Here is a 10,823-nt window from a genome sequence, read left to right on the forward strand (position 1 = left end):
TGGCGCGCCGACACTAGGATGTGCGCACTCGCCGCGTCAGTTCAGCGCCGCGACCGCCGCCCGCGTCGCATCGGCCACCAGCGCGTCGTCCGGTTCGGCGTCCTGCTCGGTCTTGCCCGTCAGCACCGCGATCACGATCGGGGCGAGACCCGGCGGCCAGGCGATGGCCACATCCAGCGCGCCACCGTAGGCGGGGGTTCCGGTCTTGTCGCCGACGGTCCAGTCCGCGGGCACCCCGTCGCGGATGCGCTTGTCACCGGTGTTGTTGGCGATCAGCCACGACTTCAGTTGCGCCCGTTCGGGTTCGCCGAGCACATCGCCCAGCACCAGGGCGCGGTAGTCGGCGGCCAGCGCGGCCGGGGTGGTGGTGTCGCGCTCGTCACCGGGCACGGCGGAGTTGAGCTCGGGCTCCCACCGGTCCAGACGGGTCACCTGGTCACCGATCGAGCGCAGGAAGTCGGTGAAACCCGATGGGCCACCCAGCAATTCGAGCACCTTGTTACCGGCGGTGTTGTCGGACCAGGTGATCGTCGCCTCGCACAGTTCGGCCACCGTCATGCCGGTGTCCACGTGCTGCTCGGTCACGGGCGAATACTCGACGAGCTCGTCGCGGGAGATGCGGACCATCCGATCGAAGTAGCCGGTGGACAGCGGGTGGTGGTGCAGCAGCCCCCCGCAGGCCAGCCCCTTGAAGGTGGAGGCCATCGGGAACCGTTCACCGTCCCGATAGGCGACGGTCCGACCGGAACCGGTATCGACCGCGTACACGCCGAGCCGGGCGGCCCGTTCGGACTCCAGCGCGGCGAAGGGATCGGCGACAGCGGTGCTCGTCGTCGCGCTCGAGGTCGCCGCGGCCCCGGATCCCGTATCGGAACCGCAGGCCGTACCGACCACCACGAGGGCGGATACGGCCGCGACGGCGACGAATCGGCGGAATGAGGAGCGGCGGTATGTCGTGGAGAAGGTCACCGCCGGACTAGATCACCGACGCGGTGGCACCCGCCAATATCCGGCCCGCGCGCGGGCGAGTCGGGTTCGATATCGCCGCAGGTCACGGCGATGGGAAAGCCGGTGCGGAATGTCTCGGGGCGTGGTGCCCGGGCGGATCGCCGCCGGGCCGCTGGTTCAATGGCCGCATGGATCTGATCCGCCATCTCCGCTTCTTCGTCTCGGTCGCGGAGGAGGGGCATTTCGGCCGGGCGGCGGCCGCGCTGGATATGACCCAGCCGCCGCTGTCGCAGGGCCTGCGGCGGTTGGAACAGCACCTGGGCGTCGACCTGCTGCACCGCACCCGGCAGGGAGCCGTACTCACCTCGGCCGGGCTGCAACTGCTCCCCCGTGCCCGGCTGCTCGTCGACGACGCCGATCGGCTGCTGGCCGAATCGCAGCGCATCGCGCACGCGTACGGGGCGGTGCACTGGGGTGCGATCGCGGCGCTGCCCGACGCCATGGTGACCGCGGGCGTGCGGGCGCTGCGCACCTCGGGCGCGGCCGACGCGGCGGTGTCCACGACGGTCGGCACCACCGTCGACCTGGTCGCGGATGTGCGGGCGGGGCTGTACGACGTCGCCGTCATCGAGCACCCCGCACTCGTGGACGGGGTGGAGGCGCGGCCGGTGGTACGGATTCCACGCTGGCTGGTGGTGCCCGCGGAGCATCGCAGCGCGGGTGCCGAGCGGCCCGCTTTCCCGATGCTGGCGGGGTTGAGTTTCGCCTGTCCGCCGCGCTCGGGCAATCCGCCCGCCTTCGACACCGTGCTGGACCTGTTGCGCGAACGCGGCCTGGACATGCCCACCGTGCCCGCGCCGGATGATCGCGCCGTCTTCGCCGCGGTCGCCGCCGGGACCAGCTTCGGGCTCACCACCACCGCCCCGGCTCCCACACCGGGCGTGGCCTGGCTGCGTCTGGCCCCGCAGGCGGTGGCGCTACGCGTCCGCGTCATCCACCGGCCGGAAGCCGCCGCCCTCGCCGACGCCGTGGACCGGGTGCTGTACCGGGAGCGGCTATGACGAATACCCAACGGAGGCAACCGATCACCGGTGACGTCGAGAAGCGCGTCCGGGCCGTGTTCGCCGATGCGGGCTGTAGCGGCTGGCTGCACGCCCGTCGCTGCGACGACTCCGGCACCGAGATCTCACTCGGCGGTGACGAACGGGTGGTCGTCGCCTCGGTGTACAAGCTCCCGCTGTTCGTCGCCTTCTGTCGCCATATCGACGCGGGCCGGATCGACCCCACCGCCCGGATCACGGTGACGCCGTCGGACTGCACGCCCGGACCCACCGGGATCGCTGCCCTGCGGGACCCGGTGACCGTGAGCCTGCGCGATCTGGCGACCTCCATGATGACGGTCTCCGACAACGCCGCCGCCGACGTCCTGCTCGGCGAGATCGGGCTGGCCGCCGTCGAAGACCTGCTCGACGAGCTCGGCCTGATTCAGACCCGCGTTATCGGCGGCACCGCCGACCTGCACCGCAGCCTGGTTCGCGATACCGACACCCACACCACGGCGGAGGCGTTCGCGGTGCTGGCGCGCAACGACGAAGCCTGGTCGGTGTCGGCCTACGACCCGTCCTACACCAGCGCGACGACACCGGAGGAGATGACGCGCTTCCTGCACGCACTGTGGCGCGGCGACATCCTCTCCTCCGAGCGGACCGACTATGCCCGCGCCGTCATGCGCGCCCAGGTGTGGCAGCACCGCATCGCCGCCGGATTCCCGCACAGCAGCGTGTCGGTCGCGGGCAAGACCGGCACCATCGGCGTCATCCGCAACGAGGTCGCCGTGGTGGAGTTCCCGGGCGAATACCCGGTCGCCGTGGCGGTTTTCACCCGCGCGGCGCGCGCCGACCCGGTGCTGCCCGTTGTCGATGCCGCGATCGCGGAGGCCGCCCGTATCGCCGTCACCGAGCTTCGCCGCCCGCTGCCGGAAGACTGATCCGAGGGCTCCCGGCGGGAGCGTTCGCACGGGTACCGAGATCAACCGGGCGGCCTCGGTCGCTCGCGCGCATCGGCGAGGTACATGGCGTGATTCCGGTGCGACGCGCCGGTATCCCACTCGATCGTTCGCAGCAGCCGCTGGCGATCAGTCGCGCTCGGCACGGGCGGCTTGCCTGGCGTCGTCACGCGGTTCGGCGCCGAGGCTGGCCAGGATGCTGAGCTTGTCGTGAGCCTCGCTGCCCGGGGGCGCGGAGAGGACGATGAGTTCCACGCCGGTGTCGTCGGGAAGGGCGAAGTTCTCTTGGTGCAGGTCGAGGCGGCCGACCAGGGGATGGGTGTAGGGCTTGTGGCCGTGCGTGCGGCAGCGCACATCGGCGCGAGCCCAGAGACGGCGAAAGCGGTCGCTGCCCATGGCGAGTTCCCCGATCAGCGAGGCCAGCCCGGGATCGTCAGGATACTTCCCGGCGGCCAGGCGCAGATGTCCGACCGTGTCGAGCGTGCACTTCTCCCAGGCCGCGTAGAGGGCGAGGCCGTCGGGATCCAGGAAGATGTGGCGGGCGATATTGAACTGGCGCAGCGGACGGCCGAAAAGCAGTTCGGCCAGACGGTTTCCGGCGAGTACGTCCATGCGGTGGTCCAGCAGGAAGGCCGGGGTGTCGCCGACCAGATCCAGCATGCGCAGCAATTCCGGACGGGGGCGCGCGTTCGCCGGTGCGGTCCGGGCCCGGCGGCGCGGGTGTCGGGCGAGCCGGTGCAGATGTTCGCGCTCCACCTCGTCCAGGCCGAGGACGCCCGCCAACGCGTCGAGCACCTGTGTCGACGGTTGTCGGGCACGGCCCTGCTCCAGGCGCACGTAGTAATCCACGCTGACGCCGGACAGATGCGCGACCTCCTCCCGGCGCAGTCCCGCCACCCGGCGGCGGGCATCGGTGGTGATGCCGACCGTCGCGGGGTCGACGCGGGAGCGGCGGGTGCGCAGGAAGTCGGCGAGGTCGTCCATCGCTCCAGTATCACCGCACCCGGCGCGGGCGAGGGTGGCCCTGTCGATACCAGGAAGTCTCGACCGAGGGAAGAAGCGTCCCTGAACAGCGTGCTCGTCGACGGTCAGGATCGAAGGCGACCGATCACGAAGGAGCGGAAATGAACACACTCATCGTCCACGCCCACCCGGAACCGCGGTCGCTGAACGGCGCGCTGACCGACGTGGCGGTGTCCACCCTGACCGAGGCGGGCCACGACGTACGGGTGAGCGACCTCTACGCCATGAACTGGAAGCCGCTGGTGGACGCCGCCGATTTCGGCCCCGCCGCCTCCGAGCCGCTACGTGTCGTCCGCGATTCCGGCCGCGCCTTCGAGGCGGGTGGTCTCACCCCCGACGTCCATGCGGAACAGGACAAACTGCGCTGGGCCGATACGGTGATCCTGCAGTTCCCGCTCTGGTGGTACACCATGCCCGCCATTCTCAAGGGCTGGGTGGATCGGGTGTTCACCTACGGATTCGGTTACGGCGTCGGCGAACACAACGACACGAAATGGGGCGACCGCTACGGCGAGGGCACCTTGGCGGGCAAGCGCGCCATGCTGTCGGTCACCATCGGCGGCCGCGAACCGCACTACTCCGACCGCGGCGTGAACGGCCCCATCGACGATCTGCTGTTCCCCATCCAGCACGGCATCCTCTACTACGCCGGTATGCGGGTCGTCCCGCCCTTCGTCGTCTACGGCGCGGACCGCTGCACCGAAGAGGACTTCGCGGTGGCCGCCAAGCAGTACCGCCAGCGCCTGCGCACTCTTGCCGGCACCGCCCCGATCCCCTACCGCCCCCAGAACGGCGGCGACTACGAACTGCCCTCGCTGCGACTGCGCGCGGGCCGGGAAGTGCCGGGGCGCAGCGGATTCGGGCTCCATCTGGGGTAGCCGGGCGATCGCCGTCCGCCGGAAATGCCGGGATAACCGGCCGGGGCTGTGGCAGACTCGCCGGTACATGTTGTGCAGGAGGGGGTTTCACCGTGGACCAGCCGTCGCGGTTCTCGAATATCGAACGTCCACCGGTCTTTCCGGTCTGTCTGGTGGTGGACGTGTCCGCGTCCATGCGCGGCGCGCCCATCGACGCGGTCAACCAGGCCCTGCCCGAGCTGCGGCAGGCCATTCTGGAGGATCCGGCGACCGGTGAGATCGCTCGGATCGCGCTGGTGACCTTTTCCTCCTCCGCGCGCATCGAACTGCCGCTGGCCAACCTCTGGGAAACCGAACTGCCCCGGCTCGATACCCGGGATTCGACCGATTTCGCCGAAGGGCTGCGGACCGCCCGGACCGCGATCGAACAGGGGATTCGCGGATTGGGTCGCGGCACCCGGTTCTATCGCCCGGTGGTGTTCTTCCTCAGCGACGGTCAGCACAATGGTCGCGACTGGCTGCCGGCCTGGCGCGAACTCACCGATCGCGCAGACAAGTTCGGGGCGGAGGTGGTCGCGTTCGGGATGGGCGCGGCCGATCGGGAGGCCATCGGCCGGGTGTCGACCGGGCACGCGTATTTCGCCGACGATCCCGATCCGGTCGCGGCGGTGCGCGAGATTCTGCACAGTGTGATCGGCAGTATCCGCTCCACCTCCAGTTCGTTCGGCAGCCCCTCCGGCGGAGCGCTCATCATCCCGCCGTCCCCGAATCTCACCCGGCTGCCGGAGAACATTGTCTGAACAGCCGATCGGGCGGGTGTGCCCGGACCGCACCCTCTACGCCGAACTGGATTCGCACGGACCACGCATCGGTGACCTCGGACCGCTGCCCGCACCCCGCCTCGCCGCCACCGCGACCGCGCTGGCGGGGGTGCGGGCCGATGCGGGCATGCTCGCCGGGCGCTGGGTGGCCGCCGTGAGCCTGGCCGGGCAATCACATACCGCCCGGGGCGGTTCCGCACAGGATTCCTACGGCTTCACCGTCGCCCGGGACGGCAGCGCCCTGGTACTGGCCGTGTGCGACGGTCTCGGGCAGCAGGCGGACACCGCGCAGATCGGCGCGGAACTCCTGGCCCGGCTGTGCGTGTCGGAGGCTGCCGCGCTCTCCGGTGCGGAGGTGGTCGAGCGCGGTCACGCGGCGCTGACGGAGGCCATCGGGCAGGCGGTCGCCACGCTCGAACGGTTGCGGGACACGACTCTCGGCCTGACCGCGCGCGAGCTGGCCAGCACCATGGTGCTGTGCTGGCTCCCGCTGCATCCGGGCGGCGGCCGGGACATGCTGCTGCTGCGGGTGGGCGACTGCGAGGCGTTCACATGGTCCGAATCGGAGGGCTATCAGGTCGTCTACCCGGATGCCGATGACGGGCCGCTGAATATCGTTCGGCACACGCTGCCCTGCGACGATCCGCGTCCGCTGCTCGAACCGGCGCGCTGGCCGCTGCCAGGCGCCGGGCTGCTGATCCTGGCCACCGACGGGCTCGCCGGGGACCTCTTCGACTCCCCGGATGTCCGAGACTGGTTGGCACACCGCTGGTCCCGACCCTGCGGTCCGGCGTGGATGGTGGACTCGCTGCGGTACCGGCGGCAGGGTTCGCACGACGATCGCACCGCGGTGGTGGTGTGGCTGGAACCGCTGTCGGCATGAGCGACCCGGACAGCTCCGTCGCGGGCCGGTACGGACGCTACCGGGTCGATGCGGAACCGCTCAATTCCTCCGGCGGGCAGTCGATTCTGTACACCTGCCGCGACGAGGCGAGCCACATCAGGGTCTTCAAGCGGTACCGCACGCCGCTCACCGATCGGCGGGATATCGACACGCTGGGTGAGATCGCCGCGCGGGGAGCCCGGATCACGGCCGACGCCGAAAGCGCCGAGACCGTCGCCGCCACCGCCGAATCCTCGGTGAACTGGCCCATCGACATCATCGCCGAATCCGATGCCGTCACCGGGGTGATCCTGCCGCTCATTCCGCCGCGGTTTCTGGGCGAGCACGGCAAACCGCTCACCCTGGATTTCCTGTACGTGGCCGCCGCCCGTCCACCCCGCGCGGCGGTGCGGGTCGGCGTCCTGCTGCGCGCCTGCGACATCCTCGCCTGTCTGGATGAGCTGGGCCTGGTCCACGGCGATATCTCGATGAAGAATCTGGTGTGGGACAGGCGCTCTCCGCATGCCTACCTCATCGACTGCGACGGTGTGCATCCGGCGACGGAGGTCCGGGAGCGCGGCGTCGGCACCGCGGGTTGGCGCGATCCGCGATGGGTGGCCGGACGCATCCCCGCGCACGACCGCTACAGCGATCGTTTCGCCCTCGCCGTCATGGTCTATCGCGCGCTGCTGCTCAATCCCGGTGCGCCGGAACTCGTCGACGGCGACTGGGCCCCGCCCTCCGGTATACCCGACGACCTCCCCGTGCGGCTGCGATCACTGTTCGACCGCGCGTTCCGCGACCCCTTCGCGACCACGGGTCGCCCGACGGCGGTCGAATGGCGCGACGCGCTGAAGGCGGTCTTCCTGACCGGCGACGGGAGCGCCTTCCGCTATCCGGCACTGCGGGCGGTGGACCGATACGCCGATCGGTTCCGTCCCCCACCGATCCGTGCGAAACCCACTGTCCGACAACGCCCGGCCCCGGCGGCAGCGTCGACTTCCGCGACGACGCCATCCCACGACCCGTGGCTCACGGCGAAGCTGGCGATCGCCGTCACGATGATCCTGACCGTCTTCGCACTCGCCGATGCCGCCATCTCCGAGCCGTCCCGCCCGACCAACCGGCCCCGCGCGACCGAGACCACCTCCGGGTGGACTCCCTTCCCCGGTGCGCACGTGGAGCAGACGGACCGTGGCGAGACGCGCATCCGCACCGACAACACCCCGTGCGACCCGGCGGCGGACAATCCCAGGGAACTGCTGTCCGGCTTCTGGCTGGTCTGCCAGTCGGACGGAACCGCACCCCCGGCATGGCGACCGTCGGTGCTCCTCCTGCGCGCCACCCCCGGCACCCTGTGCGACTCCGAAGCATCACCGATGGCCAGGGGCCCGGACACCCAAATCCTGCTCTGCCGCGACGGCACCTGGCAGCCACCGCGGTAGAGCAGGGGCGCGGTCATTCATCAGACCTGATCGGCGGCGCGGCGGGCACGCATCGCCCGGACCCGTCCCCGGCTCGCGCATGCCGGGGACGGGTACCAGCGGCGGCGACCTGCGCCGTCGATGAACACGCCCCGGCAATCATGGTCCGGGCAGACCTTCAGCGCGGCACGTTCGATACCGGTCAGATAGTCGACGGCTCGGCGTGCGATGCGGGCGAGCGCGTCGACCACGGTCGCGGGGGTTCGCGCCGCAACCGATCGGCGACGACGAGGCGCACCGCGTCATCGTACCCGGCAAGGAATGCGCTCGGGTCGGTGACCGCGTCGTGTGGGGGGTGCTGTGCCGTCGATGGTGGCCAGCACCAGGACACGCAGTGTCTCCCACAGCCGGATCGCAACTCCCGCTGGTCACTCACCGCCCGTCGCGCAGCTCCGCGATCGCTTCCGCCGCTGCCTCGTTCACGTCGGCCAGCATGTCGCGCAGCAGACGCAGTTCGGCGTCGCCGTACTCGGCCAGCCGAGCCCCGACCGCCGCGCCCATGCCCTGGAACAGCGGTGAGACCAGCTCGGCCGCGCGGGCGGCGTCCAGTTCCACCAGGACGCGGCGGCGGTCGGTGGTGTCGCGGCGACGGTGGACATAGCCCGCGGTCTCCAGGCGGTCGAGCATGGCGGTCACCGCTCCGCCGCGGGTGATGCCGATGCGGGCGGCCAATTCGCCGGGGGTGCGCGGGCCTTCGAGGCTGAGTACGTTCAGGCAGCTCAGGTCGGCAGCGGTGATGCCGAGGCGGGCGGCGACCGCGGTGTGGAAGGTGACCGTGCGGACGGCCTGGATCCGGAACTCGGCCTGTAGCGAGTTCAGGGCCGAACTCCGGGTGTTCCCGGATCCCATAGCGTGCTGCTCCTTCCTAATCTCTCTATTGCAGAGAGACTCTGATACCGAGAGTACCGGGTGAAGGGAAGTACGATCATGACGTTCAAACGCACCATCTGGCTGTGGCTGCTGGTGATCTTCGTGAGCATCCAGTTCGGCGGCGGGCTGTACGAGAAGCTCGCGGTGATACCGCTGTGGGCGGAGGCTCCGCCCGAACAGGTGCTCGCCACCATGCAAATCTCCGGATTCCACAAGGCGGGGCGCGCCTTCTGGCCGTTCGTCTCCCCGGTGGTGGCGCTGCTGTCACTGATCTGCCTGTTCGTCGCGCGCCGCGCTGCGATCCCGCTGCGGAACTGGTGGCTGGCGGGGGCCGCGATAATGACGCTGTCGTCGATCTCGACCTACGCCTACTTCGCCACCCAGATGCTGGTGTTCCAGAACGGCGGCGACGACTGGGACGCCGACCGGGTCGAATCGTTCGTCGACCTGTGGACGACTCTGAACTATCCGCGCATGGTGCTCGCCGCCGCCGGTTGGCTCTGCCTGCTGCGCGCGCTGTCGCTGTCCGGTGTCGCGGGAGCCGGGGACCGGCGACCGCTCTCGGCCACCGCCGCATGACGCAATATCGCCAACTCGAGATTCGCAGGTTTCGCAGACACGTTTCGATGGAACCTTTGAACTATCGCATCACTGATCGCGGGGCGGCGCGTTCATCGAGGCATTCGTGTCACGTGACGGGCGATGCGTACTCGAGCGTCCGTAGAAGGAGGACACGGTGCGAGAATTGGTGTTGGATCCTGGGCCCAATGGGCAGGCGCACGACAACTGGAATGAAGCCATGAATGCCGATGACGACGGGCAGGAATCGTTGAGGCGGGTCAACCGCCTGTAACGTCCGTCTGCAATCGCATAATCGAATACGGAAACGCCCCCGGAGAAATCCGGGGGCGTTGTTTGCGCCCGCAAGTCCATTGCGGATATCCCGAATGCGCAATGGCATCGAGTGCACGCTACGGTACACGCCGACCTGCGCCGCTCAGGTGACCCTGGGCACAGTGCCGGTATCGGCGCCCGTTCGTGGTGGAGATCGTGTACAAGTGGCGGATGCAGAACCGTCCGGGCGAGCATGGATTGTTCAGGTCGGCCGTGGGGCAGGTCGTCTAGAGATGTTGGGTAGTCGGATTGCCCGTGCTCTCGCTGATGGTCGCGACGAGATCCTTGACAAGCTACCCCGGCTGGCCGATGTTGCCGCCGTCAACCCTCTTCGGCGGGTCAGCAATGGTCTACGCGGTGCGGCTCGCTCCATCACTGGCGCCGACGCCGACGGGATGTGGTCGGTACGACGCGAAAGCGGCCACTGGGCCGTAGCCGCCCAACGCTCGACACCCGAACATATCCTCGGACGCGGCAACGCCGGATTCGTCGCCGCGCGCGCCGACTACACCACTAGAGCGCAGCGCCGGCTCTACGCTGACCCTCGGGCGGCTGCCGAGATCGGGCGTGAATTCCGCTACGACCTGCATCAGGCCTATCTTCATACCCGCACGCACCGGTCGCCCGAGAAGGCCGCGGAACGAGAGCGCGAGGCCCACTACGAAGCTGTCCGTGGGTGGTTCGCGGTGACCCACGGATTCCGGATGGACCTGGTCATACGCAGCGCCCTGAGTACCGCTCGCGGTCGTGCCGCCCGTGGGCAACCGGTGGCGCCCTTGCCGGCGGGTGGGAACGCTGGCACCGCCGCGCACAGCGTCGAGGGGTTGGAGGACGCCGTGGCGGAACTGCTGAGGAAGGACGCCGATGAGTTCTGGGACCAGACCCGCCCGGGCGGCCGGTACTCGGAGTTTCAGGCCGAATGGCTACGTTCCGCGGTTTTTGACGAGCATGTGAAAGACCGCTGGTACGCCGACTTCGAGCGGGCCATAACGGCCAGCGGACGTACTCAGTACGCGAGCAGGGACAAATTTTTCGGCG

The 10,823-nt window shown here is 69.5% G+C and carries 12 protein-coding genes; 8 read left to right on the plus strand and 4 right to left on the minus strand.

Features of this window, described 5'->3' with window-relative positions; translation table 11 throughout:
- Positions 1 to 36: 36 nt before the first annotated feature.
- Positions 37 to 969 carry a class A beta-lactamase gene (gene bla / locus QK444_RS23420; RefSeq protein WP_282783698.1) on the minus strand — a complete coding sequence of 311 codons (933 nt, stop codon included), beginning with the start codon at positions 967 to 969 and terminating at the stop codon, positions 37 to 39.
- 167 nt (positions 970 to 1,136) lie between these two features.
- Here bla and QK444_RS23425 point away from each other — a divergent pair, with 167 nt between their 5' ends.
- Together QK444_RS23425 and QK444_RS23430 are read left to right on the plus strand one after the other, a co-directional pair.
- Positions 1,137 to 2,009: a LysR family transcriptional regulator gene (locus QK444_RS23425; protein ID WP_282783700.1), complete on the plus strand. Its 873-nt coding sequence runs from the start codon at positions 1,137 to 1,139 to the stop codon at positions 2,007 to 2,009.
- Positions 2,006 to 2,935 (plus strand): serine hydrolase, encoded by a 930-nt coding sequence (locus tag QK444_RS23430; RefSeq protein ID WP_282783701.1) that lies wholly within the window; start codon positions 2,006 to 2,008, stop codon positions 2,933 to 2,935. Before QK444_RS23425 ends, QK444_RS23430 begins: the two co-directional genes overlap by 4 nt.
- Before the next feature lie 147 nt (positions 2,936 to 3,082).
- Here QK444_RS23430 and QK444_RS23435 read toward each other — a convergent pair whose 3' ends face one another.
- Positions 3,083 to 3,937: a helix-turn-helix transcriptional regulator gene (locus tag QK444_RS23435; RefSeq protein WP_282783702.1), complete on the minus strand. Its 855-nt coding sequence runs from the start codon at positions 3,935 to 3,937 to the stop codon at positions 3,083 to 3,085.
- 140 nt (positions 3,938 to 4,077) lie between these two features.
- Here QK444_RS23435 and QK444_RS23440 point away from each other — a divergent pair, with 140 nt between their 5' ends.
- The 4 genes from QK444_RS23440 (at position 4,078) to QK444_RS23455 (ending at position 7,982) form a co-directional block, all read left to right on the plus strand.
- Positions 4,078 to 4,854, plus strand: a complete 777-nt coding sequence (locus QK444_RS23440; protein ID WP_282783704.1) for an NAD(P)H-dependent oxidoreductase — start codon at positions 4,078 to 4,080, stop codon at positions 4,852 to 4,854.
- Between the two features lie 92 nt (positions 4,855 to 4,946).
- Entirely contained in the window at positions 4,947 to 5,633 is a 687-nt protein-coding gene (locus QK444_RS23445) for a VWA domain-containing protein (RefSeq protein WP_282783706.1), read from the plus strand.
- Positions 5,626 to 6,537: a protein phosphatase 2C domain-containing protein gene (locus QK444_RS23450; protein WP_282783708.1), complete on the plus strand. Its 912-nt coding sequence runs from the start codon at positions 5,626 to 5,628 to the stop codon at positions 6,535 to 6,537. Before QK444_RS23445 ends, QK444_RS23450 begins: the two co-directional genes overlap by 8 nt.
- Positions 6,513 to 7,982: a hypothetical protein gene (locus QK444_RS23455; protein WP_282783711.1), complete on the plus strand. Its 1,470-nt coding sequence runs from the start codon at positions 6,513 to 6,515 to the stop codon at positions 7,980 to 7,982. Before QK444_RS23450 ends, QK444_RS23455 begins: the two co-directional genes overlap by 25 nt.
- 20 nt (positions 7,983 to 8,002) lie before the next feature.
- On the opposite strand, the gene QK444_RS23460 is transcribed toward QK444_RS23455, so the two are convergent.
- Both QK444_RS23460 and QK444_RS23465 read right to left on the minus strand, forming a co-directional pair.
- Positions 8,003 to 8,212 carry a CGNR zinc finger domain-containing protein gene (locus QK444_RS23460; RefSeq protein WP_282783713.1) on the minus strand — a complete coding sequence of 70 codons (210 nt, stop codon included), beginning with the start codon at positions 8,210 to 8,212 and terminating at the stop codon, positions 8,003 to 8,005.
- Between the two features lie 181 nt (positions 8,213 to 8,393).
- On the minus strand, positions 8,394 to 8,870 hold the full coding sequence (locus QK444_RS23465) for a MarR family transcriptional regulator (RefSeq protein WP_282783715.1): 477 nt from the start codon (positions 8,868 to 8,870) through the stop codon (positions 8,394 to 8,396).
- Positions 8,871 to 8,948: 78 nt separating this feature from the next.
- Here QK444_RS23465 and QK444_RS23470 point away from each other — a divergent pair, with 78 nt between their 5' ends.
- Both QK444_RS23470 and QK444_RS23475 read left to right on the plus strand, forming a co-directional pair.
- Entirely contained in the window at positions 8,949 to 9,470 is a 522-nt protein-coding gene (locus tag QK444_RS23470; RefSeq protein WP_282783717.1) for a DUF1772 domain-containing protein, read from the plus strand.
- A gap of 368 nt (positions 9,471 to 9,838) precedes the next feature.
- Positions 9,839 to 10,823 (plus strand): hypothetical protein (locus QK444_RS23475; protein ID WP_282783719.1); only part of this gene is annotated, 985 nt, incomplete at its 3' end.

The organism is Nocardia sp. CC201C, from assembly GCF_030010695.1.
Classification (GTDB): Bacteria; Actinomycetota; Actinomycetes; order Mycobacteriales; family Mycobacteriaceae; genus Nocardia; species Nocardia otitidiscaviarum.